Source organism: Salinisphaera sp. SPP-AMP-43 (assembly GCF_049568105.1).
In the GTDB taxonomy this organism is placed as follows: domain Bacteria; phylum Pseudomonadota; class Gammaproteobacteria; order Nevskiales; family Salinisphaeraceae; genus Salinisphaera.
Window position 1 is genome coordinate 1,668,145 of sequence record NZ_CP145335.1, and the last position, 23,241, is coordinate 1,691,385.

At 61.1% G+C, this 23,241-nt stretch carries 18 protein-coding genes and 1 tRNA gene; 10 read left to right on the forward strand and 9 right to left on the reverse strand.

Annotation, left to right across the window (positions count from 1 at the left end; translation table 11 throughout):
* Positions 1-121: 121 nt before the first annotated feature.
* Complete coding sequence (locus V5738_RS07085) at positions 122-439, forward strand: DUF1244 domain-containing protein (RefSeq protein WP_423823727.1); 318 nt, start codon at positions 122-124, stop codon at positions 437-439.
* A 487-nt stretch (positions 440-926) separates the two neighbouring features.
* Here V5738_RS07085 and V5738_RS07090 read toward each other — a convergent pair whose 3' ends face one another.
* Positions 927-2,357 (reverse strand): sensor domain-containing diguanylate cyclase, encoded by a 1,431-nt coding sequence (locus tag V5738_RS07090; protein WP_423823728.1) that lies wholly within the window; start codon positions 2,355-2,357, stop codon positions 927-929.
* Between the two features lie 588 nt (positions 2,358-2,945).
* On the opposite strand from V5738_RS07090, the gene V5738_RS07095 reads away from it, so the two are divergent.
* Positions 2,946-4,328 carry a short-chain fatty acid transporter gene (locus tag V5738_RS07095; protein ID WP_423823729.1) on the forward strand — a complete coding sequence of 461 codons (1,383 nt, stop codon included), beginning with the start codon at positions 2,946-2,948 and terminating at the stop codon, positions 4,326-4,328.
* 74 nt (positions 4,329-4,402) lie between these two features.
* Here V5738_RS07095 and V5738_RS07100 read toward each other — a convergent pair whose 3' ends face one another.
* Positions 4,403-5,806, reverse strand: a complete 1,404-nt coding sequence (locus V5738_RS07100) for a sugar porter family MFS transporter (RefSeq protein ID WP_423823730.1) — start codon at positions 5,804-5,806, stop codon at positions 4,403-4,405.
* 544 nt (positions 5,807-6,350) lie between these two features.
* Here V5738_RS07100 and V5738_RS07105 point away from each other — a divergent pair.
* On the forward strand, positions 6,351-7,475 hold the full coding sequence (locus V5738_RS07105) for a class I SAM-dependent methyltransferase (RefSeq protein ID WP_423823731.1): 1,125 nt from the start codon (positions 6,351-6,353) through the stop codon (positions 7,473-7,475).
* A gap of 20 nt (positions 7,476-7,495) precedes the next feature.
* Here V5738_RS07105 and V5738_RS07110 read toward each other — a convergent pair whose 3' ends face one another.
* Positions 7,496-8,269, reverse strand: a complete 774-nt coding sequence (locus tag V5738_RS07110) for a YrhK family protein (RefSeq protein WP_423823732.1) — start codon at positions 8,267-8,269, stop codon at positions 7,496-7,498.
* A gap of 654 nt (positions 8,270-8,923) precedes the next feature.
* Between V5738_RS07110 and V5738_RS07115 the strand changes: the two genes are divergently transcribed.
* Positions 8,924-9,952, forward strand: coding sequence for an acyltransferase family protein (locus tag V5738_RS07115; protein ID WP_423823733.1), 1,029 nt, complete (start codon positions 8,924-8,926; stop codon positions 9,950-9,952).
* Between the two features lie 246 nt (positions 9,953-10,198).
* On the opposite strand, the gene V5738_RS07120 is transcribed toward V5738_RS07115, so the two are convergent.
* From V5738_RS07120 to V5738_RS07145, 6 genes are all read right to left on the reverse strand, one after another.
* A complete protein-coding gene (locus V5738_RS07120; protein ID WP_423823734.1) occupies positions 10,199-11,095 on the reverse strand; it encodes a hypothetical protein in 897 nt (298 codons plus the stop codon).
* A 190-nt stretch (positions 11,096-11,285) separates the two neighbouring features.
* Positions 11,286-11,759 (reverse strand): GNAT family N-acetyltransferase, encoded by a 474-nt coding sequence (locus V5738_RS07125; RefSeq protein WP_423823735.1) that lies wholly within the window; start codon positions 11,757-11,759, stop codon positions 11,286-11,288.
* 291 nt (positions 11,760-12,050) lie between these two features.
* A complete protein-coding gene (locus V5738_RS07130) occupies positions 12,051-12,458 on the reverse strand; it encodes a GlcG/HbpS family heme-binding protein (protein ID WP_423823736.1) in 408 nt (135 codons plus the stop codon).
* Between the two features lie 547 nt (positions 12,459-13,005).
* Positions 13,006-14,451 (reverse strand): bifunctional diguanylate cyclase/phosphodiesterase, encoded by a 1,446-nt coding sequence (locus V5738_RS07135; RefSeq protein ID WP_423823737.1) that lies wholly within the window; start codon positions 14,449-14,451, stop codon positions 13,006-13,008.
* Positions 14,452-15,155: 704 nt separating this feature from the next.
* Positions 15,156-17,144, reverse strand: a complete 1,989-nt coding sequence (locus V5738_RS07140; RefSeq protein WP_423823738.1) for a methyl-accepting chemotaxis protein — start codon at positions 17,142-17,144, stop codon at positions 15,156-15,158.
* A gap of 638 nt (positions 17,145-17,782) precedes the next feature.
* Positions 17,783-17,869 (reverse strand) — tRNA-Leu (locus V5738_RS07145).
* Positions 17,870-17,969: 100 nt separating this feature from the next.
* Between V5738_RS07145 and rnr the strand changes: the two genes are divergently transcribed.
* The 6 genes from rnr (at position 17,970) to rplI (ending at position 23,222) form a co-directional block, all read left to right on the forward strand.
* On the forward strand, positions 17,970-20,276 hold the full coding sequence (rnr, locus tag V5738_RS07150) for a ribonuclease R (protein ID WP_423823739.1): 2,307 nt from the start codon (positions 17,970-17,972) through the stop codon (positions 20,274-20,276).
* A 32-nt stretch (positions 20,277-20,308) separates the two neighbouring features.
* Positions 20,309-21,040: an OmpA family protein gene (locus V5738_RS07155; protein ID WP_423823740.1), complete on the forward strand. Its 732-nt coding sequence runs from the start codon at positions 20,309-20,311 to the stop codon at positions 21,038-21,040.
* 66 nt (positions 21,041-21,106) lie between these two features.
* Positions 21,107-21,862 carry a 23S rRNA (guanosine(2251)-2'-O)-methyltransferase RlmB gene (gene rlmB / locus V5738_RS07160; RefSeq protein ID WP_423823741.1) on the forward strand — a complete coding sequence of 252 codons (756 nt, stop codon included), beginning with the start codon at positions 21,107-21,109 and terminating at the stop codon, positions 21,860-21,862.
* Between the two features lie 127 nt (positions 21,863-21,989).
* Entirely contained in the window at positions 21,990-22,361 is a 372-nt protein-coding gene (gene rpsF, locus V5738_RS07165) for a 30S ribosomal protein S6 (RefSeq protein WP_423823742.1), read from the forward strand.
* Between the two features lie 12 nt (positions 22,362-22,373).
* On the forward strand, positions 22,374-22,604 hold the full coding sequence (gene rpsR / locus V5738_RS07170; RefSeq protein WP_006914321.1) for a 30S ribosomal protein S18: 231 nt from the start codon (positions 22,374-22,376) through the stop codon (positions 22,602-22,604).
* Between the two features lie 12 nt (positions 22,605-22,616).
* On the forward strand, positions 22,617-23,222 hold the full coding sequence (rplI, locus tag V5738_RS07175; protein ID WP_423823743.1) for a 50S ribosomal protein L9: 606 nt from the start codon (positions 22,617-22,619) through the stop codon (positions 23,220-23,222).
* Positions 23,223-23,241: the final 19 nt, after the last annotated feature.

Below are 23,241 nucleotides of genomic sequence, written 5' to 3' on the forward strand. Positions count from 1 at the left end.
CTCGGTACGATCTTCGTATCCGCCGCGGCGCATACGTGCTGGCTGTGCGGTATGCCTTGCGCTCAGGCGTGTACGAAGCCGAGCGTTGGCTTTTAATATCGTGTTTTTGGAGATTATCGCCGTGGATGAACAAACCCGTATCGAAGTCGAGGCCGCTGCCTTTCGCGATCTGGTCGCACACCTGCAGCAGCGTACCGACGTGCAGAACATCGATCTGATGAACCTGGCTGGCTTCTGCCGGAACTGCCTGGCCAAATGGTATCGCTCGGAGGCCGAACGGCGCGGTGAATCCCTCGACTATGAGCAAGCGCGTGAACGCGTGTATGGCATGCCCTATGCCGAGTGGAAGGCGCGCTATCAGGCCGAGGTCAGCGACGAACAGAAAGCGCTTTTCGCATCGACCGAGGCCGGGCACGCCGATACCCAGGGCGGCCATTAGCGCGATCCGGCTGTAAGGCTGGCCGGCTGCTCCAACGCGGAAAAGGCCAAGGCGGCGATGTGGGCCTGGGGCAACGCGAGCGGCGATCTCGACTATCCGAGTGTGGTATTAAACGGCCGATTCGCTAGCGCGTGTTGAGGTTTCGCGCGAGCGCCGCGTTGCCGCCCCAGTCGTGGAGGGCTGGCGAGGCGCAAGCCGCCGGTTCTGCGTGCCACGATCAAGAGTTGTAACGCCGCAGGGCGCGACGGGCGGTCCTACCCGACGGGCCAAGCGCCCATGAATGAACGATACGACGGCAATCCAGCGTTGCCGATCACTGGCGTAGCGCCACTACGCCGTACTCGCGGCGCCTCGGCTTGCAGCCCAACAGCCCTTGGCACGGAGTCGTACGAAACATCAATAGGCCCTAGAGCTTGTGGGGGCTCTCGGGGAGAGTCGCCGAGCCCCGGCATGCCGCTGGTCGCGGCTGCTGCCCGGCCTCGGCTTTTCAGAAGTGATTGGCTTGACGCCTAGCGGGCGTCGTATCGGTACGACGGGCTTGTTTGTGTTCGTACATCAGCGCATCGGCGCGGGCAATCAGTTCGGCGGTCGTTTCATCGGCGTCGTTCTGTACTGCGATGCCGATACTCGGTCCGGCATAGTCGATTGTGATCCCGTTCAGCTCGAAGGCACCACACAATACGTTGGCCAGACGCCGATGCATGGGTTCGATGTCGCCCGGCCGCTCGACGCGCGCCAGCACCAGAAATTCATCGCCGCCGTGACGGCAGCATAGCTCGTCGCGGCGCGTGGCCGTATTCAGCCGGCGGGCGAATTCGATGATGAACAGGTCGCCGATACGATGGCCATAGCGATCGTTGAGCGCCTTGAAATGATCCAAGTCGATAAACGCTATGCAGAGGTGATCGCCGCGGCGCCGGACCGAGGCTTCAAACCGACGACTTTCCTTATCGAAATAGCGACGATTCGCCAATCCGGTGAGAGGGTCGGAATGGCTCTGGCGTTCGAGTTCCTCGTGGGACGCGCGCAAATTGGCATTGAGTTGCTCGCGCGTGGTCATCAACGACAATTGCAGCGCGATATCGTTGAGGGTTTCCGTTATCGCGTACTTGAGCGGGTGCATGACCGGTGTACGTACGATCAAAGCCCCGTATATCTTGTCGTCGAACACCGCACAGGCAATGCCTGCGGCCCGGGTCTGTGCGTTGGCGATAGTGTCCAACTGGTGTTCCTGCCATTCGCTCTGATGGCATTGCCACCAGCCGGCGCCGTCGGGCAGGGCGCCCGAGGCATACAGGCTGCGTACCCAGGGCAGCAGACTCCGGCTCGCGGGAGGCCCCTCGTTCCGGGTGGGTTGAAACAGGGTATCGGCCGAGACTGCGACCACCGTAGCCTGCGGGTAGCGCAGGCTCAGACTGGTTGCGCAGCCCTCGAGGGCCTCTGCCAGCGTGGATGACTGGGAACAAATCCGGCCGATATCAACCAGTGCGGCGAACAATGCAGAGGTCAGTTCGGCGGCGTCCGCCCGTGTACGGGCGGCGGTTGCGGCTTGTTCTCTTTCGATCTGGCGAGCGAACAGCCGCGCGAACACGGTCATCAGGTCCAACACATGCTCGGGGACCGGCTGAGATGTGGCGCTGACACCGCAGAGCGTGCCGACGATGTCACCGTTGTCCAGGGTCACCGGTACGTTGATATAGGTCTGGATACCTAGCCGCCGAGCGATGTCGGCATCGGGCCAACGTCTGGGCACATCGGTTTCGATGCGAACATTGTCTTTGAGCGCCCGTCGACAGAGCGTGTTTTCCCAGGGCACTTTCAGGCCCTCGGCGATCGTCAGGCCACCCTGGTTATACGAAAAACGGATGCGTTGCTCGGTCCGTTCCGGGTCGATCTGGGTCAGATATACCGAATCCATGCCGCTGATTTTGTACAATATTTCGAGCAGGGGACGGCAAAGCCCCTCGAGATCGCCAGACTCGTTGATACGCTCGGCGAGCGACTTCCGAGTGCGGCGGGCGGTTTCGGTTTCAACACACATGGCCGATGTCATTGGGCCCCCTATTTTTAGATACCTGCCTGTTAGGTCTTAAGGTTTTGTACGAGAGCCGCATTGGCATATGCCAACTGTGGCCTACAGGGCAGAGGCCGCTGGTCATGGCGTACCACTGCTCTGCTTCTGGCTCGCAGCGCCGAGTGGAACCTCGACGGCCGCTAGTATAACTCCGTATAAATACGGTGTTGGGAGGCCGCCAGGATCGATCGCCGTGCCAAGGCGATCCCGGGCACCCGATGGGCGCAAACCGGGCAGTTCGGATGAAACGCCAAGTCGTGGGAAGGGTCTCGGCTGAGCTCCGTTCACAGTTTTCAGCCATACCCGGTCGCCAGTGGACGCTGTATCGGCGGCCGGCGAATCCGGCTAAAGATCGATAAGCAGTGACCCGGCAACGTGCAACAATCCCAGAGACATGATGCCGGGTAGGGCCCGTCCTGCTAGGGAGAACGAATGGCCGAGCACGATTCCGAACGCGGTTCGCTCGTCGGTGCGATGATGCGTCCGATCAACGTGGTCGTCGAGCGATATATTCCAAGCGCGCTGGTTTTTGCCATCGTGCTGACTGTTGTCGTCGCGATTCTGGCGCTGTTGCTGACCGACGCCGGGATCGGCGCGGTCGTGATCGGTTGGGGGGACGGGCTAAGCGGTCTGCTGGCGTTCATGACCCAGATGTCGCTGATTCTGTTGCTCGGCCATACGCTGGCTAACACGGCACCGGTACGGCGTTTGTTGCGCCGGCTGGCGGATATGCCTCGTACATCGCGCCAAGCCTATGTGTTCGTGTTCGTGATCGCGACCCTGGCTTCGTTGATCAGCTGGGGGCTGGGGCTGGTGGTCGGCGCGCTGCTGGCCATCGAAGTGGCGGCCCGCGGTCGCGCGAAGGGCGTGAAGCTGCATTTTCCGCTGCTGATCGCAGCCGGTTATTCCGGCTACGTGGTGTGGCATATGGGCTACTCCGGCTCCGGCACGCTGGCAGCCGCGACCGAGGGGTCGTTTATCGCCAAGCAGCTCGGCCATACCGTACCGATCACGGATACGATCTTCGTCTGGTGGAATCTGCTGGCCGTGTTGGCCACGATCGGGGTGGTGGCCGGTGCGTTGGTCCTTGTGGCACCACGCGACGAAGCCGAGATCTTCGAGCTGGCCCATGACCCGCATGCGGATGATGCGCGAGACGGACCGGCCGCGGCCGATAGGTCCCAGACGCCTGCGGATCGTATGGATAGCAGCCGTGTCTTGACGCTGCTCATTGGGGTGGCGTTGTCGGCGTATATCGCGCTGCACTATGCCCGCGGCGGCACCGCGAGCCTGAATATCGTGAACTGGACGTTTCTGGCGCTGATCTTTCTGCTGGTACGCAGCCCCTCGGAGCTGACCGATCTGGTCAAAAATGCAGCCGCCAACGTCGGCGAAATCTTGCTGCAGTTTCCGCTCTATGCCGGGATCATGGGCATCATGACCGCGAGCGGGCTGATCACTGTGTTTTCACAGGCCATGGTGAGTATCGCCACGCCAGCAACCTTCGGCCTGATCGAGTTTGTCACCGGGGGCATCGTGAATTTCTTCGTGCCCTCGGGCGGCGGCCAGTTCGCGGTCCAGGGCCCGATCATGCTCGATGCGGCCGCCCGGCTGGGTGTGGATCCGTCGGTGGCGATTCTAGCGCTGGCCTATGGGGATCAGTGGACGAACATGGTGCAGCCGTTCTGGGCCCTGCCGGTACTGGCTATCGCCGGGCTTCGAATGCGCGACATTCTGAGTTTCACCACAGTCACCCTGATCGCTTCCGGCCTGGTATTCGCAGTCGTGTTGCTGTGCGTAGGCGCCGGGGTCTGAGCATGTCTCAAGCCAGCGGCCGAGATGCACTAGGCCGCTGGATGAGTTTGCCCCGACTCCGCTCACTGGCCGGTTCACTGGCCGATACGGCGTAGACTCTTGCCCTGCATGAGATTGCGTTCGATATTTTCCAGCGACACGCCCTTGGTTTCCGGAATCAGCAGCAGCGTGAACACGATGAACAAGAAGTTGAGCGCGGCATACAGCCAGAAAGTCGGCGCGTTGCCGAGCCCATTCAGTAGGCTCAGGAATGTCGCGCCGATGACCATGTTCGCGACCCAGTTGGTTACGGTCGAACAGGCTACGCCGAAGTCGCGCCCTTTGAGCGGCTGGATCTCGGAGCAAAGAATCCAGATCATCGGTGCGGCCGACATGGCATAGCTGATCACGAACAGCCCGAGCAGGGCGAGCGCGAGATATTTCGTTAACTCGCCGTCGAGCCCGTGGGCATACAGCAGGCCGAGCAGCACCATGCATATGCCCATGACGGAAAACCCGATGTAAAGCAGTGGCTTGCGGCCGATTCGGTCGACGAAGGTGATAGCGATTATGGTCGCTAGGGTCATGACCAGCCCGATCAGCACGGTCCCCCAGAGTTGTTCGGTTTCGCTGGCATAACCGGCGAGTTTCAGGATTCGCGGGGCGTAGTACAGGATCACGTTCGCGCCGGTGAACTGCTGCATGAACTGCAGCAACATGCCGAGGCCGACCGAACGCCGGAAATTCGAGTTGCCGCGAAACAGCTGCCAGCCGACGTCGCTGACTTCGGTGGCCTCTTGAATCTGGGCCATTTCTTCGTCCACGCGTTCACGGTCGCCGCCGCGCAGCCGCATGAGTACATCGCGGGCTTCGTCGTCGCGGTTGCTATCGGCCAGCCAGCGCGGGCTGCGCGGCAGAATCAGCATGCCGATCACCATGATCAACGCCGGGATGGCGATCACGCCCAGCATCCAGCGCCAGCCGCCGGAATAGCTGAATGAAACGTTGATCAGATAAGCCAGCAGGATCCCGCCCATGATCATGAGTTGATAGAACGAAATCAGGGTGCCGCGAATCCGCTCCGGGGCAATTTCGGACAGATAGACCGGCGCGATGTAGGACGAAATACCCACGGCCAGGCCCAGGACGATCCGGGCGCCGATCAAGGCTTCGGGCGACCAGGCCAGTGCACAGCCTAGCGCGCCGATAATGAATACGCAGCCGGACACACCAAGCGTGACCTTGCGTCCGAACTGACGCGACAGGCGGCCGGCGAACGCAGCGCCGACCGCAGCGCCCAGCATCATGCCGCTGACGATCAGCTCTTGCATCACATCGCTCAAGTGAAAGGCATCTTTGATGAACGGCAGCGCGCCGGAGATAACGCCGATATCCATGCCGAAGAGCAGGCCGGCGAGGGCGGCGATGGTGCCGATGACATAGATGATCGAGCGATCCTGTCCCTGTTCGGCACTGAGATGAAGAGTGGAAGCGGTCATTGAAGTCCCTGCCGGTCTTGGGTGGGGCGCTGTCGACATACCGTCGGGACAGCGCTCGACGAGGCGACCAGTACAAGCCGGCATTCATATATGTTCAACATATACTTTTGTATGAAGAATAAATACAGCTGTAAGGCCGTTATGCGTGAGGCGTTGAATAACACCTTGATGACAGTCCGTTTTCGATACAGGCGCCCGGGAAACCACCGACAACGAACCACGCGGCACGCAATGGCGGGGCTCGCCGAATGCTGGAAACGAGCGGCATGCTCGCGATAACCGGGCGGTTTGGGCTCGGGAGCAGCGGTTGTTGACGGTTGTCAATGCACAACTGGCCCGGCGCGAGGAACATCGAGTCGGCTTCAGTATTTCGCGTCTTTCCCACACGCATGGCTGGCGGCGGCCCGGCCGGCAGCTATCGAAGATGAAGCCCGGGCGTGGCGCCGATCAGCCGGGCCGTGTCGGGATCGATGGTCGACCGGCAGTCGCAATCAACGCTGACCCACACGATGCAAATAGATCCGTCGGCCCGGAGGTTTGTGCCATGTCGACATCACAGGGTGTACCGCCGGGCTCCGGTAACGACAGCGTGGCCTTCGCAGAGCGCTTGCTCACTGTTTTGAACGATGGCGCGCTCTGTTTGATGATATCGATTGGTCATCGCACCGGCTTGTTCGACATCATGCACGGCATGCCGGCGAGTACGTCGGTCGAAATCGCGGCCCGGGCCGGTCTTAACGAGCGCTATGTGCGGGAATGGCTGGGTGCGATGACGACGGCTGGCGTCGTCCGTATCGATGTAAAGGCTGAGCGTTTTACGCTGCCGGACGACCATGCCGGAGTACTGACCCGCGCGGCCGGGGCCGACAATGTTGCGGTGTTCGCCCAGTACATCGGCCTTCTCGGCCAGGCCGAAGACGGGATTGTGGATTGTTTCTATCGAGGAGGCGGTCTGTCCTATGCCTGCTATCCACGCTTTCATGAAGTCATGGCCGAAGACAGCGGCCAGTCGGTACTTTCGGTACTGGAAAGCGATGTCGTGCCGTTGGTGCCAGGCCTGCAAGAGCATTTGCAGCAGGGGTGTCACATGCTCGACGTGGGCTGCGGACGCGGTCTGATTCTGCTGTATCTGGCTGGGCGCTATCCGGCCAGTCGCTTTACCGGGCTCGATTTGTCGTCTGAGGCCATCGCCTATGCTCGCGCCGAGGCCGAGCGCCGTCGGCTGACAAACATCAGCTTCGAGGTCGCCGATCTATCGGATTTCGATGTTACGGCCCCGGCCGAGGCTTTCGATCTCGTGACCACTTTTGACGCCGTCCACGATCAGGCTCAGCCATTGAACGTGCTGAAAGGGATCCATCGCGCGCTCAAGCCCGATGGCGTCTATCTCATGCAAGACATCAGCGGTACGAGCGATCTGCATCGCGATATCGGCCATCCCATCGGAACGTTTCTGTATACCGTGTCCTGCATGCACTGTATGAGTGTGTCGTTGGCCCAAGGCGGCGAAGGGCTGGGCGCCATGTGGGGACAAGCCAGGACCCGCGACTATCTGCAGCGGGCCGGCTTCGCTTCCATCGTCACCCACAGGCTCGCGCACGATATCCAGAACAACTGGTATGTCGTGCGCAAGGTTTCCGAAACGGCCGCGGAAACCGTTTCAACCTGAGCGGGCATCGAAGACCCAGTTCAGGGCCGGATGGCGGGTTCGTTTGCATAGTACTCGCGCTCGGTGATTTCGCCGCGAACAAACGCGATCAGCCGGGCATCGGCCTCGGCGTCCTGGGCGATCGCGGTCTTACGATGGCGCATGACCACTCGGGCGCGCATGTGATTGAGAAAGCCGCCGACCAGGAACATGACGCTGCCGATCAGAAATTGCCAGGCCAGAAAATTGAACAGTTTTTCTTCGGCGCTGCTGCTGTCGAGATGCCACAGATAAGGGATGGATGCGACCAGGAACAGCCCCGAGCCGGCGATGAAGTTCAGGGCAATCAGGTTCATCAACTGCAGGCTGACGATCGATGAGGCCCGAATGATCATCAATACATTGATGCTGGCGCCAAGCACGAACAGTGCCGAGCCGATCAAAAACAACCAGGCGCCGGTAGTGAGCCAGTCCCACCAGGAGACGAACATCAGGCTGCCGACTGCGAACAGCACAGTGCCGATGACGTAGACCCATAGCGCCGTTGATTCCAGCGTCCGGCTGACCGAAAAAGAGCGTGGCTTGGGCCAGAACTGATTGGTCTCGATCAGATCGTCGGCGAGCACCGCCAGATAAACCAGCGAGCCGACGAAAAACAGCCAGGCACCGACGTCTTTCCAGGCTTCTAGTCGTGGCAGGAAAAAAACACTGCCCACGATGAACAAGAGCCCGCCCAACTCATAAAGCAGTGCGTTGATGGTTTCCCAGTGAAAACTGACATCCAGATCGGGGGCATCGACCCGGGTATGAGACACACGGGGGCGATTGGTGAAAAGATGCGGCATGCCCTGGCACGCAGACTTGGCAAGACAGGACACGCAACGCTACGGCGCTCATCAGACCGTGACTACCCGTAGGGCTGCGGACCGGTCTTCGTATTTACCGCTAGACGGCGCCCCGAGCCGTTAAGGCACGCACGGGATATTGATGGCAGCCACGACAGCACCAAGGCGCTGTGTAGGGACTTTGAGCTGCGGTAAAGGCCGAGGTAGAGCAACTTGGCCGGTTATGGCTTGGTGCGCATCTGGGCCGTCGCGTGCGCTGCATGGGCTTGGTCTCGGCGCGCTGTAGCCGGGGGTTATAGCCATGGCCGGTGGACTGGCGCTGGCTTTCCAAAGGGCGTGCGATGAGGCGGCGAACCATTGGCCCGCTTGCTTCCTCGCCCTGCGATCCTTGGTCGCCCAGGTCGGTCAGTGTCCCGATGGTGCAACCCCGTTCTCGCCCCAAACCACAACAGGCCCTAGGATAGCGAACCGCGAGTCAATCCAGAGCCAGCCCGGAAGAGGGTGCATGTTTTTTTATTCTACAGGGGGTGTCGCGCAGCGACGCTCGGTATGGTCGGCGGACGTGCCCGCTGCTGTTGACCGATGTCAGGACGCATCGCGGCCGGCATGGCAGGCGGCCCGGCCATGAAAGGGCAACTCGGCTATATTCATGCGCTGCGCGGCGTCGCCATTTTGTTGATCGTAGCGGCGCATACCAATTCATTCGCGCCGCACGACAATAACGCGGTCGAACATATCTATCGGGCCTTGCTTCGAGAAGGCACCGCTTTGTTCGTGCTGATTTCGGGTTTTTTGTTTCAGCATCTACACGCCAGCTATACCACGCTCGGGTTCTGGCGCTCGAAGCTGCGCAACGTAGCGCTGCCTTATCTGATCATGTCGATACCGGGCATTCTGCTGTATGTCGCGGTGCTGCCGACCCATTCACGGATCGACCTGGCGGCGCTCCACGAGCATTCGGTGCTTTATCAGATCGGCTATTTCCTGATAACCGGGGCCCATTTGTTGCCGCTTTGGTTCATCCCGGTACTGTTGATGATTTTTGCCTGCTATCCGTTACTCCGCTACCTCGCGGATAGTTCGCTGCTCAAATATGTGGCTGTGGCTTGTCTCGTATCGCTGGTCTTTACCCAGCGTGCAACAGACAATATCGGGCCCTTAGTATCGTTCATGCATTTTCTGCCGGTGTATATCGTCGGCATGGCGTTGCACCGCTACTGGGATCACTGGATCGAGCATGCCGCGGGTTACGGCCTTGGCTTGGTAGGGATGTTCATCGTGACGACGGCGCTGGCCTGCGTGTATCGCGACCCGTATGCCTATTCGAGTCTTGCGATTCTGGCCAAATTGATTTTATTCGTGCTGATCTGCGCGCAGTGCCACCACGTGGATTTTGTGGCCCTGTCCAATCGGTCGCGGCTGCTGCGGCTGTTCAACTATCTCGCCGCGCTGTCGTTCGGGATCTATTTCGTCCACGGCTATGTGGCTTCAGCGATTGCACGCAGTCCGCTGGTTTTCCCGGTGGACAACGGTGGGCTGGCGGTGGCCCTGGGTATCGCCAACGTGGCCGTGGTTACCGCGATCTCGGTGGGTCTCGTCGAAGCCGTGCGATACACGACGAAATCCTACTCGCGGATGATCGTTGGCGCCTAAGGTCGGCTCTGGCTTGGCACAGTCCGCTCACGCATCGGACAAAGCCGCTCGAGGCCCAGTAATCAGGGCGTCGAGCGGCTGTTGTATTTGACCGGCGCGCTCCAGACAGCGCCCAGCGCGCCGATAGAGGCTTGAAGGCTCAGCCATCCGGATCTGTTTGAGCCAAGGCCGGCTGCGATCGGCCGTGCGGTACACGAAAACCGGGCAGCCGGTAGCGCGGCTCTATACCGGGCCGACCAGGACGATTTAGTAGGCGACCGCGATTCGGACCATGCCGACCGGGATCACCGTATCGTCATGCTCTGGATTGACGTCCTGTAAATCGTCGTTACGTGCCATGACATCCACACCGGCATCGACCGTCCAGTGGCCGAACTGGCCATCCGGTTGACTCAAGGCGAGCGAGGCATGGGCGCCGGCGCTGACAAACCCGGGGGTTCCGGTATCGTCGCCGTAGTAGTCGTCGAAACCCGCGCCGATCGCCAGCGGCAGCTTGAAGGTAACCGGGTGGTCCGTGCTTTCGAAGGTCTGGACCGCCGGGCTGATATCGCCCCGCACGAAGGTGCCTTCGCCGTTATCGACCGGTGTCGCGACTTTGAGTTGCGGGTGGAGCACATCCTGATGGCCTAGCGCGACGGCGAGCTCTTGAGACGACGCAAACTGGTCGTTCGGCGAGGTGTAGTCGGTATAGGTCACGCCAAGCGAGAAATCATGCGCCATCTGGCCAGATAAGCCGACGAAATTATTGGCTTCATACCAGGATTCGCGATGGCCGTTGCGCTGGGCCGCGACCGTATTGGTCGTGAAGCTGGTATGGCTGCCCGCGGTAAGATTCAGTGCGTCGAACAGGCCCAATGTCGGCAAGTCGAGGCTGATCGATGCAAAAGGAGACAGCGCCGTATCGCTGGCGTCGGTGCTGACGCCGTCGTAACCCCCCCGAAAATAATCCGCGCTATTGGCCTCGAAACCGGCGTTCAGATGCAGCGGCGCGGGGTTGCCCGATGTGTTGGACGACAGATCGCCGAGATTGTTGATGGTCGAATAAGTCGAGGCGTCGCTGTGATCCTGCGCCACGGCTGCCGAACTGGCAGCAAGCGCGGATACGCAGAGCACACCGGTCAGCAACGAGTGAGGGTGGGTCATTGGGTCTCCAGGGTCGAGCAGGTTGGGGGGGAGCTGTAAAGCGCTCTACCCTAGTGTGGTTGATACGATGCGCGAATACGGGATAACCCTTTGTTATCTATAAAAGATTGTGGTAACCCTAGATGTAGGGTCGAGACAGCGCTGAGCCATACCCCGGCGCCTGCTCGGCATATGGCCGGCGTACACGGCGCTAGGGGCGGCGTGTCATTAGCGTGACGTGCTCACCGCGATACTCGAGATGTTCCTGGGCCTGCCAACCCAGGCGTTGATAGAGACGCTGTTGATCGGGAGTGTAGAGATACAGACGCTCTACCCCGGCGTGTCTGGCTTCTCGTTCGACCCGCTGAACGAGCGCAGAAGCGATGCCTTGGCCGCGGGCCTCTGGCACCACGTAGACCGAGGCCAGCCAAGGCGTCAGCTCTGGCCGGGCATTCATGTCCTGACTCACCAGGCTGGCCGTACCGACCGGCTGGCCTTGGCGGCTCGCCACGAAAACCGACGGAACACCGGCCGGGCTGCAATTCTTCTGATTTTCCGCAAACCACTCCATAGGCCCTTTTTCCGGGTGTAGATCGCCCCACATGTCGTAAGTCCAGCCCGAAATTACGGCGAGCTGGGGGGCGTTGGCATGGAGCCTTTCGATGATCGGGGCGTCGTTTGGCATGAAGGAGTTATGGTTGCTCGCGCCCGCCAGGGCGGCAGTTGGGTAAGCGCTCGCGGCATCGCCCGGGTACGACGGCAAGCGCCGGCCCCGAGTGTCGCGGCATTACGGTCAGTCTTAATCATGCCACCAACGGCGTGTTTGGGATGTGCTTAGCGCATCACCGATGGCGCAATACCGGGCGGGCGGCCACGCTCGGTAAAAGAGGCCCGATCCACAGCGGCCCCCTGCAGGCGGAGTTACGCTGGCAGGACGGCCGCCATGGATAGCACTGTTTCGAAGGCTTGACTGGTGTTAAGAGTCGATCGCTGCCACTCCGGCCTTGGCCGTCTGGGCATCCTGATCCGGTTTGACCCCAGAGACGCCGACCGCGCCTGCGATCTGGCCATCGACCACGATGGGTACACCGCCCGTCATGGTGCCTTTCAACTCCGGTACCGACAGAAACGCCGAGCGGCCGCCGTTGATCATGTCTTCGAAAGCCTGGGTTTCCTTGCGCCCAAGCGCTGCACTGCGGGCTTTCTCCGTGGCGATATAGCTGCCCATGGGCGCGCAGTCGTCGAGCCGTCGCAGGGCCAGGGGATGGCCACCGTCATCGACGACGCTGATCGCCACCGGCCAGCCGTTGGATTCGGCCTCGCGCTGGGCAGCGTCCAGAATATGATTGACCTCGTCTAGGGTAAGCGTCGGTTTCTGCTGCATGAGCTAAATCCTTTGCCGGATAGGATGAACACAGTTCCAAGCCATTGATGAATGGCGCACAAATCCTGGGCCACGATGCATCACCGCGGCGGGTTCATCATACCGATCGTCTTGGCGACGTCGACTTACCGATTGGGATGACACGAACGCCGCAGCCCGCTCTGTGCCCTGGCGGGCATCCGTTCGACCTGCCGGAGGCTCAGTTTGTTCGACGACTGGGGTTATGCTCGATCATGCGGTGTCGTCCTAGGCTTTGTTGATAGGCGGTACGAGCGCTGCCTTGCTGCCGCAAATCGTGGCCGGCACGGCAGGGGCTGCTGACCAGGCCGTGCAACCGGGTTGTGCGATGCCGCCAGACGCGATTTGGGCACAACCCTTCGGAACCACTACGGTTCACTCGAACCCGCGGCTAATGGTGGGTGACGACGTCGCCCGCGCGGCGTTTTGTTTAGCCGCCGGGTGTTTATGGTGTGGCTTCGCACGGGACATCAATACGCCTTGGCTGGAGGCGGCCGAAGTTCGCGCCCGGGCGGTTTGATCTTGCGAATCAAGCCGGCCCCCTGAGCGGGTCGGCACTCATGAGAGCCCGATCGCGACCGGCAGCCTTGGCGGCGTACAACGCACCGTCGGCGCGGCTCAAGACGTCTTCGAGGCTTTCTTTGCCGAGGGTCGACGCCAGACCGGCGCTGGCAGTCAATACAACCCTGTGACTCCCGGGTTCGAACGGCGCCGTTCGAATATTGCCGAGCAGCCGGTCGATCACGGTCTTGGCGGCGTCCACCGGGGTGTCGGGTAGGACGATGATGAACTCTTCGCCGCCCCAGCGTCCGACCAGATCCGAGCTGCGAAGCGTTGCATTGGCAACCTTGGCGAATAGCTGCAGGGCCGCGTCCCCGGCGGCATGGCCGTATTGGTCGTTCAACTGCTTGAAATGATCGAAATCGACTAGAGCGACACTCAAGGGGCGGCTATAACGCTCGGCCCGGCTTTGTTCGCGGTCGAAGTATTCGGTGAGCTGGCGCCGATTGCCCAGGCCGGTCAGTTCGTCCTGGGTCGCAATCTGTTGCAGCTTGGCATGGGCCTGCTGCAATTCGACCAGCGCCTGATTGCGTTCGATTTCATGGCTGAGCCACTGCGCGAACATCGCAACGATCTTGAGATGCTCATCGGTAAAACCGCCGGTTGAGCGAGGGCTACAGAAGGCGATCGTGCCGATGAAATCGCCTTTGAGATAGAGCGGCGCACCGATATACGAGCCTAGGCCAAAGCGTCGAAAGGCCGGGTGTTCGCACATGGCCGAATCGTTCAGGCGATCGGTGGCATATGGTCCGCGACGCGCGACGATCTCCGAACAAAACGTCTCGGCGGTTGGATGAATATCCCCGCTATGAGTCTCGTCGTTGACGTCGATGGCCTCGCGTATTTCGAAAGTGTGATCATCGATATTGCTGACGAGACCGAGCGGCATCGCGAAATATGACCGGCCCAGCTCGAGAATCGCGCGCTGGGTCTGTTCGAAGCTCAGACTGGGATCGCACGTGATGTTGTAGAGCTTTTCCAATACTTCGTCGGCCTTGAGGCGGGCCGAGACGTCGCGAATCAACGCCATGTACAGCGGCGGGGCCTCGGGCGATTCGCGAATCGGACCTGCGATCGTCTCGCCGGTGAATACACTATGATCGCTGCGCTGATAGCGCATTAAGTACTGGTCGTGAACGGCCTGCGCATCGCTGTTGAAGCGTTTTTCGCCTTGTTCGACGAAATCCGCCGCATTGGCGTAAAGAGAGCTGGTCGACTGCCCGATCAGCTCTTGTTCTTTGTACCGGAAAAGCTGACAGGCCGCAGGATTGACGGATATGACCCGTCGCTCGCGGTCGGCGACCAGTACTGCCTGGGGTAGATCAATGAACAGGTGCGACAAGATCGCCTTGACCGATTTCCGATTTATTGCGAGATCGGGCGGAGTCACTGGTTCGTAGATACGTAAAGCCATGACGGTTTTTCCCCCTTATCGTGCAAGCTGTCGCGGCGTCATAATATCGCTAAGACACCGTTATTGAACAATGAGATGCCGGCCCGACGCTGTTGACGGCACCGCCCGAGATCGCCGGGCGAACACAGAACCGGCGCACGCTTATGCGTGCATCGACCATTCCGTTTAAGTAGACCTACGGATAGCGCATGTTCGGGGCGCTGGAGAAAAATTCCGCGCTGCAAAATACGGCGTCCGACATGGCGACATACCGGCCACACCCCTGGCTCTGATGGCTCGTGTCGATAGTGCGCGATCGATTGATGCCATGGTAGATCGACAGTTTGTAACGGAAGGCCCTCAGTGGACGATCGAAAGAAACGGGCAATGCCTGTGCCATACCAGCGGTCTGGTCATTCACCTGAAGCCTGGGGATGGATCGAGTGATCGGCTACCCATTGCCGGTATCGAACTGCCGCCCGGAAGCCATCCGGAACCGGGCCGTCTGCTGGAGTTGATCAACTCGGCGACCCGCTTCTGGCAAACGCATGGGCATCGTTTGACCCGCGACCACCGCTAGCCTTGGGTGACGTTTTATGCCCGTGCCGGGCCGAGCAAGGCCGATCGACCGCTAGGCCGGCCTCGTGCATGAATCCATCAGAAGCGCCGCGCTGTGATCGGCCAGCGGCGGCCCGTTACCGGGCCGCCATCGTTTTGCGACGCGGTCAAAAAGTGGCCCAGTCGGCGTCGTCGTTCTCATTGGCCGGCTGGGGTTCGACTGGGGTGCGGCGGGCCCGGGGTTGGGCTTTGGCCGGGGTGTCGAACGCTGGCGATGCCGGTGCGCGGGCACGAACCGAGGGCTCGGCAGGGGCCGTAAAGCCCTGCTGGGCTTCCTCCGAGACTTTCAGACGAGAGACCAGCTCAGCCAGCGTACTGGCTTGATCGCGGATCGTCTGCGCGGCCTTGGAAGAATCTTCGACCATGCCGGCATTTTGCTGGGTCGTGGTATCCAGCTCATTGACCGCGGTATTGATTTGCTGGATGCCTTCGTTCTGCTGCGCGGCGCCTTCGCTGATCTCGGCCACGACGGTCTGTACGTGCGAGACCGCATTGAGAATCTCGGCGACGCGGTCAGCCGCGAGCGTCACCTGCGTATCGCCATTGCGGGCATCCTCGGTCGACTGCTCGATCAATGTACGGATGTCGCCAGCGGCTTGAGCGGTTCGATCGGCCAGACCGCGGACTTCTTGGGCCACCACGGCGAAGCCGCGCCCGTGCTCGCCGGCGCGGGCCGCTTCGACGGAGGCATTCAAGGCCAGAATATTGGTCTGGAAAGCCAGCGAATCCATCAGCGTTAGAATCTCACCGATCTTTTCGGCCGACCGATTGATGGTCTGCATCGATGAACGGGCATCGTCCATTGCCGAATTGCCCGAACGTGCCAGGTCGGCCGTATCGTTGCTCAAGGTCCGGGCTCGGTCGGCACTGCTGGCCGTGTTTTCCACCGTCGCCGTAATCTCTTCGAGAGAGGCCGAAGTCTGTTGCAAGCTGCTGGCCGCCTGGTCACTGCGCTCGGACAGAGAGTTGGTGTCGCGGGCGATGGTCTCGGCCCCGTGACTGAGTGTGCTCACGCTGCGACGCACCTTCTGTACGATTTCGGACAGACCCTCGCCAATGCCGTTCATGGCCCCGATCAGCTGGCCGATTTCATCGCGGCGCCGACTTGTCATGCGCTGGGTCAGATCGCCTCCCGCAAGCGCTTCGGCCGTGCGGACGACCTGCGCCAGCGGGCGACCGAGCATGACGCGCAACAGCCCATAGAACACCGCCGCCAGAGCGATCGCGACCAGCAGGGTGATCCACAGTGCCTGATTTTTCAGATGGGCAATCCCCGCTTCGACCTCTTGGTTGACCACCGTGCTGGCGATTACCCAGTGCCAGGCGGGATAGCTCAAATAATACGTCGTACGCGCGCGCGTATCGTCACCACGGGGGCGGTAATGGATCTCGCCTTGTGGCTTTTGCAACAGTGCCGCCAATGGCTGCTCATTGCCGGCGACCGGGATATCGCGGATCGCCTGTCCTTCATAGGGCCCGCCGGCAACGACTTGCCCGTTCCGGGAATCGATGAGCATGGCGAACCCGTTCTCGCCGCGGCCGAGTTCCCGAATCTGGGTTGTCAGCTGGGCCATCTGCTCGGCGATGCCAACTCCGAGGAACCAGGCACCGACCACGCGTCCGTCGTCGTCGTGGATGGGTTTGTATTTGGTGATGTAAGGCGTACCGAACAGATTGGCCGTACCGACATAGGGCTTATCGGCCATCAACTGCTTGTAGCTGGTGCTGTCGCGATCGAGCAGGGTGCCGATCGCGCGTGTACCGTCTGCTTTCTTGAGCGACGTGCTGATGCGGATGAAATCCTGCCCGTCCCGCGCGAACAGGGTGACCGGGTCATTAGTACGGTCGGTGTAGTGATCGACTACGTCGAACGAGTTGTTCAAAGTTCGGCCGAATGAGGTCAGCGTTGGTGCCGAATGTCCGCCGACGTCGATCCGCTCCTGGGGATCCAGCGAATAACTGCTGGCCAGGTTCGATAGAAAGAGGTCGAGAGATTTGCTGACCTGGGTTTCGAGCGTGTCTTGGAACAGCGAGATCATCTTCGCGATCTGCTGCTGTTCGCGGGCCATGTCGTTGCCCGCATTGGTGCGAACCATTTGGGCAGAACTGGAAGTCAGCCAGAAGCTGAGCCCGATAAAGCCTGCAAACACGCAGGCGGCGATGGCTAAAGAAAGCCGAGTCGCTAGACCTAAACGCGGTACTCTCATCAACGCTAACCCTCGATACTAATCACCGAAAACGAACGGAAAAACGGTGCTAGTCCGGCTTTCCCGATGCTCCTGGACTCGGTTGAGATTGGATGCGAGTGGCGTGCAACAGCCGGTTGCAGTAGCGGATGTTCCTGGCCAACGAACGAAGATAAAGCCGCACGGCATACCCGCCGGGCTGACCGCCTTTCTTCGATTCAAGCGAGCGGGCGACTCCTGTAGGCGGTTGTATTTGAATTGCCTGTTGTCGCAGCGCTCGATCAGGTCCGACGCGAACTCACACGGGCCTCAACCGGCCCTGGATTCTATCGGCAGACGAAGGTCGTAATTGAGGGCGTCGCCTCAGCGGGGCCCGTATCTGGGTAGGGTATAGGAGAGGGCGTGCGCTGCGCGGGCGCATCGGGTGATCGCCGGTCGGCCGTGCCCGGACCTGAGCATGGGAAAGGCCGCAAACACGCCGGCCATGCCCTGGCGCGCTGAAAGCGGACAAAAAAAAGCCGCTGAAAAACAGCGGCTTTTTCTTTGTTTGGTGCCGAGGAGAGGATTTGAACCTCCACGGGCTCTCGCCCACTAGCACCTGAAGCTAGCGCGTCTACCAATTCCGCCACCTCGGCTAAGGAGCGCATAATTTAGTTGCCGTTAGAGTCTTTGTCAACGATGATTTTTCACCGTTGGCTGTTGCGGTATCGTGAGCCTCGTCTATGGAGAAGTATTTTGACTAAGAAAGAACGCGCGGTCGACGATTGGCGCGACCGCGACCCGCAGTTTTCGTCCGAGCAGGGCAGCTATGCCGAGCCGGTGCCCAGCCGACAGCTGGTACTGGAGGATCTGGCCACCGAAGGTCGGCCGATGACCCGCTCGGAACTGATCGATTATTACGCGCTCGTCGGCGATGCCGCCGAAGCCTTTGACCATCGCCTGCGCGCCATGCTGCGCGATGGCCAGTTGCTGGAGAACCGGCGCGGCGCACTCGGCCCGATCGACAAGATGGATCTGGTGCGCGGCAAGGTCCAGGGCCACCGCGATGGGTTCGGCTTTTTGTTGCCGGACGACGGCAGCCAGGATGATGTTTTTCTCAGCCCGCGCCAGATGCGGCTGGTCATGCACGGCGATCGGGTCGTAGTGCACGTGACCGGCCGCGATGCGCGCGGGCGCCGGGAAGGGCGTATCGCCGAAGTGCTCGAGCGGGTTAACGAAACAGTCATCGGTCGGTTCGTGGCCGATAACGGCATGTACCACGTGGTGCCCGATAACGCTCGAATCGGGCACCAGATTCGGGTGCCCGCCAATGCGCGCAACGGCGCTGAGGATGAACAGATCGTAACCGTGCGGCTGACCCAGCCGCCGTCCAAGCGCGGTCAGCCGGTCGGCGAGGTGGTCGAAGTGCTCGGTGATCGCATGGCGCCGGGCATGGAAATCGATATCGCGATCCGTTCGAACGGGATTCCGCATGAATGGCCGGCCGAAGCCATGGAGCAGGCCAAAGCCTGCGGTGATGAAGTCGCCGAGGCTGATAAGGCCGGTCGGGTCGATCTACGCGATATGCCGCTGGTGACCATCGACGGGGCCGATGCCCGCGATTTCGACGATGCCGTGTTCGCCAAGAAAACACGCGCCGGCTTCAAGCTGTATGTCGCGATCGCCGATGTCTCGCACTATGTCGATAAGGATTCGTCGCTGGACGAAGAAGCCCAGCGCCGGGCGACCTCGGTGTATTTCCCCGACTATGTCGTACCGATGCTGCCCGAAGCGTTGTCCAACGGGCTGTGTTCGCTTAACCCGGAGGTCGATCGCCTGGCCGTGGTCTGCGAAATGCGTCTGAACCGGGCCGGCGAGCTGAAATCCTCGAAGTTCTATTCGGCGGTGATCCAGTCGCATGCGCGTTTGCTGTACGAGCAGGTCGCCGACTGGCTGGACAATCCGGAGAACATGCCGGAGCGCTATGCCGGTCTGCAGAAACCGCTAGATGATTTGTACGATCTGTACGAAGCGCTGCTCGACAACCGCCGCGATCGCGGGGCGATCGAGTTCGAGACCCAGGCGACGCGTATCGTCTTCAACGAAGACCGCAAGATCGCGCGCATCGTGCCCACCGAGCGCAACGTGGCGCACAAGATCATTGAAGAGTGCATGATCGCGGCCAACGTCGCTACGACCAAGCATTTGACCCGCAAGCGCATGCCGATGCTGTATCGCGTGCATGCCGGGCCAGCCGCGGATGCACTGGAAGATCTGCGGGCGTTTCTCGCCGAGCGTGGTCTGGCGCTGCCCGGCGGCGACGATCCGGATGCCGCCGACTATGCGCGTCTGCTTGAGCAGGTCCGGGACCGCTCGGATGCGCGTCTGATCCAGACGGTCATGTTGCGCAGCCTGCAGCGGGCGGTCTATACGCCGCACAACGAAGGCCATTTCGGCCTGGCGCTCGATCACTATGCGCATTTCACGTCGCCGATCCGACGCTATCCGGATCTGTTGGTACATCGAGCCATCAAGCACGTCGAAAAACGCCGCCGGCCCAAGACTTTCGGCTACGACGTGCCGGCCATGGAACAACTCGGCCAGACCTGCTCCGAAGCCGAGCAGCGTGCCGACGAGGCCACTCGTGACGTCGACGACTGGCTCAAATGCGAGTACATGAGCGACTCGCTCGGCCAAACCTTCGATGGCACTGTGACCGGCGTAACCGGCTTCGGATTGTTCGTCGAACTCGATGGGATCTTTGCCACCGGCTTGGTACATGTATCGTCGCTATCCAGCGACTTCTACCACTTCGATGCCCAGTCGCGCTGTCTGCGCGGCGAGCATGCCGGGCGGGTCTATCGCCTTGCGGACAAGATGCAGGTGAAGGTTGCCCGGGTGGATCTGGACGAGCGCAAGATCGATTTCGAGCCGGTCGAGGCCGACGATGAAGCCTCCAAGCGACGCGGTAAGGGCAAGTCGAAACCGAAACGCAACGCCGAGAACAAATCGAAGTCCAATAAACGTCGTTCCAAGAAATCGGGCGGCAAGAAGTCTTCCTAGTTCATTTTGTACTTTTATACCGGGACCTAACTATGACGCGTGGCAAATCCGCTCTACTCGTCGCTGCTCTGACTTCAGCCACTCTCGCCGTAAGCGCCTGCGCCAACGATCCGAACCGTCGGGCTGAAATCGGCGGCGGTGTCGGCGCCGTGTTCGGCGGTCTGCTGGGTTCGCAGCTGGGCGACAAGTCCGGAACCAACGCCGCGATCGGCGCCGCCCTTGGCGCCTTGGCCGGCGGGGGCGTTGGACACTATATGGATCGGCAACAGAAGGAGCTCGACAAGAAGCTGGCCGCTCAGCAGGCCCGCGACGAGCTCGAGATCACGCGTCTCGATCAGGACACGCTCAAAATCGGTGTGGCCAGCGATGCGTCGTTTGCCGTAGATAGCGCCGATCTGAATCCGACTGCACAGAACACCTTCAACAGCATTGCCAGTGTTCTGAGGTCGTACGATAAGACCGCTATTCACGTGGTCGGCTTTACCGACAGTACCGGTAGCGAACAGCACAACCTGAAGCTGTCGCAGCAGCGTGCCCAGGCTGTGGCCCAGTTTCTGGAAGGCCGGGGCGTGACGTCCCAGCGCGTACTGACCTGGGCCCGAGGTGAATCGCAGCCAGTCGCTTCGAATGCCACCGAGCAGGGCCGAGCCGAGAATCGCCGGGTGGCGATCGTGATCAAACCGATTGTCGAAGGTCAGGAAAAACAAGCCTTCTCGGCGCCGCCGAATCTGGGTAATCCGCAGTACGAAAACAGCAACGGGTAAGGGCTGCCCGTTGCCCGCTGCCATGGCCCGGCGTTGCCGGGCCTTTTTAATGAACGCGAGACCGCGATGACTGACGCTACCAACGATATTGAACGCATCGGCGGTTTTCATGCCGTTGCCTCGGCGCTCGAAACCGACCGACCGATTAGGCGGTTATGGCTGGCCGAAGGCCGGTACCACGGCCGCTATGAACAGCTGGTGGCCGAAGCCGAGGCGCGTGGGGTGGCAGTCGAAACCACCTCGATGAAGCGCCTGGACGCTTGGCTTCCCGAAGTGCGCCACCAGGGCTGTATGGTCGAAGTGGCGCTGCCGCGCGCGTACCGGGAGTCTGAACTCGGCGAGCTACTGGGCAAGGTCGACACGCCTTGGGTGCTGGCGCTCGACCAGGTACAGGACCCACATAATCTTGGAGCCTGTCTGCGCAGCGCCGCCGCCGCCGGCGTGACCGCAGTGATCGCGCCGCGCAAGCGAGCTGCGGGCCTGACCGCGGCCGCTCGTAAAGTCGCCGCCGGCGCCGCCGAACGGGTGCCGTTCGTGGTGGTGACCAATCTTTCGCGTGCGCTCGACCGGCTTAAGAACGAAGGGTTCTGGGTGGTCGGCCTGGACGGCGAAAGCGAACAGTCGCTCTACACAACGGCGCTGCCGTCGCCGTTGGTCTGGGTGGCCGGCGGCGAGCAGAGCGGGCTGCGCGAGTTGACCGCCCGGCATTGTGACCTGCGTGTGTCGATTCCGATGACTTCCGGTATAGAGAGCCTGAACGTCTCGGTAGCTGCGGCCGTCGCCCTGTTCGAGACCGTGCGCCAGCGCAGCCCGAACGCCTAGCGGCGCAGCCATACATTGCGTTAGCGAAGCTCAGCGACTACAATCGCGCGCCTTGCGGCGATTGCTGGCCGCGAATCCTTGCTCTACGGGTCGCTTGCCCGGGGGCTGTCAACCGAAAGGACATTCAATGCGACATTATGAAATCGTGTTCCTGGTCCACCCGGACCAGAGTGAACAGGTGCCTGCGATGGTCGAGAAGTACCAGGGCGTCGTCGAGAACGACGGCGGTACGGTGCATCGCCACGAAGATTGGGGCCGCCGTCAGCTGGCCTATCCGATCACCAAGATTCACAAGGCCCACTACGTTCTGATGAACGTCGAGTGCTCCCAGGAAGCGCGCGAGGAACTGGAAGACCTGTTCCGTTTCAACGACGCCGTGCTGCGTCATCTCGTCATCGCCCGCCACAAGGCCGACGTCGATCCGTCCCCCTTGGCCAAGAACGCCGAGAAGTCGGACGATCGCAAGTCCGAGGACCGCAAGGCCCAGGCCGCTAGCTAAAGGAGCACCGATATGGCTCGTTTTTTCCGTCGTCGTCGTTTCTGCAAGTTCACCGCCGAAGGCGTTGAAGAGATCGATTACAAGGATATCGAAACCCTCAAGCAGTACGTCACCGAGACCGGCAAGATCGTACCGTCCCGTATCACCGGCACGGCTGCGCGTTACCAGCGTCAGCTGTCGACCGCGGTCAAGCGCGCCCGTTTCCTGGCGCTGTTGCCGTACACCGACCGCCATTCGTCGTAAGGAGGCGCTCAAGTGGACATCATTCTGCTGCAGAAAATCCGCAATCTGGGCGATCTCGGCGACACCGTGAAGGTGCGTGCCGGTTACGGTCGCAACTATCTATTCCCGCGCGGCATGGCCCTGCCGGCCACGCGCGAGAACTTGGCTATCTTCGAAGAGCGTCGTTCCGAGCTGCAGGCGGCTTCGGAAGAGCGTGAAGATCGCGCCAAGCTGCGTGCCGATCAGCTGCGCAACAAGAGCTTCACGATCGCCATGCGGGCCAGTGACGAAGGCAAGCTGTACGGCTCGGTCGGTCCGCAGGAGATCGCTCAGGCCGTCAACGATGAAGGCTTCGAACTCGATCCGCGTGAGATCACGCTCACCGAAGGCACCATCCGCCAGGTCGGCTATTATCTGGCCGAGCTGACGCTGCATGCCGAAGTGGTCTGCAACATCGAGATCGTCGTGGCCCAGCAGACCGACATGGGCATCAACATGCCGGCACGGGTCAACGAAAACACCGAAGACGACGCCACGGCCGAAGAGGTCGAGGGCGAGCGCGTCGAAGATGCCGGCGAGCCGGCCGACGCGTCGGCGACCGAGGCCGACGAGCCGATCGGCGAACGCGAAGAGCCTTAAGAGGCGATCGCTAAAGCGC

What these genes read in the sequence shown, in the direction of transcription:
- V5738_RS07155 (WP_423823740.1), top strand. Translation starts at nt 20,309, where the DNA reads ATGACGCGTGGCAAATCCGCTCTACTCGTCGCTGCTCTGACTTCAGCC.
- V5738_RS07130 (WP_423823736.1), bottom strand. Translation starts at nt 12,458, where the DNA reads ATGCAGCAGAAACCGACGCTTACCCTAGACGAGGTCAATCATATTCTG.
- rlmB (WP_423823741.1), top strand. Translation starts at nt 21,107, where the DNA reads ATGACTGACGCTACCAACGATATTGAACGCATCGGCGGTTTTCATGCC.
- V5738_RS07100 (WP_423823730.1), bottom strand. Translation starts at nt 5,806, where the DNA reads ATGACCGCTTCCACTCTTCATCTCAGTGCCGAACAGGGACAGGATCGC.
- rpsR (WP_006914321.1), top strand. Translation starts at nt 22,374, where the DNA reads ATGGCTCGTTTTTTCCGTCGTCGTCGTTTCTGCAAGTTCACCGCCGAA.
- V5738_RS07090 (WP_423823728.1), bottom strand. Translation starts at nt 2,357, where the DNA reads ATGGATTCGGTATATCTGACCCAGATCGACCCGGAACGGACCGAGCAA.
- V5738_RS07120 (WP_423823734.1), bottom strand. Translation starts at nt 11,095, where the DNA reads ATGACCCACCCTCACTCGTTGCTGACCGGTGTGCTCTGCGTATCCGCG.
- V5738_RS07125 (WP_423823735.1), bottom strand. Translation starts at nt 11,759, where the DNA reads ATGCCAAACGACGCCCCGATCATCGAAAGGCTCCATGCCAACGCCCCC.
- V5738_RS07140 (WP_423823738.1), bottom strand. Translation starts at nt 17,144, where the DNA reads ATGGTTCGCACCAATGCGGGCAACGACATGGCCCGCGAACAGCAGCAG.
- rpsF (WP_423823742.1), top strand. Translation starts at nt 21,990, where the DNA reads ATGCGACATTATGAAATCGTGTTCCTGGTCCACCCGGACCAGAGTGAA.
- V5738_RS07095 (WP_423823729.1), top strand. Translation starts at nt 2,946, where the DNA reads ATGGCCGAGCACGATTCCGAACGCGGTTCGCTCGTCGGTGCGATGATG.
- V5738_RS07115 (WP_423823733.1), top strand. Translation starts at nt 8,924, where the DNA reads ATGAAAGGGCAACTCGGCTATATTCATGCGCTGCGCGGCGTCGCCATT.
- V5738_RS07105 (WP_423823731.1), top strand. Translation starts at nt 6,351, where the DNA reads ATGTCGACATCACAGGGTGTACCGCCGGGCTCCGGTAACGACAGCGTG.
- V5738_RS07135 (WP_423823737.1), bottom strand. Translation starts at nt 14,451, where the DNA reads ATGGCTTTACGTATCTACGAACCAGTGACTCCGCCCGATCTCGCAATA.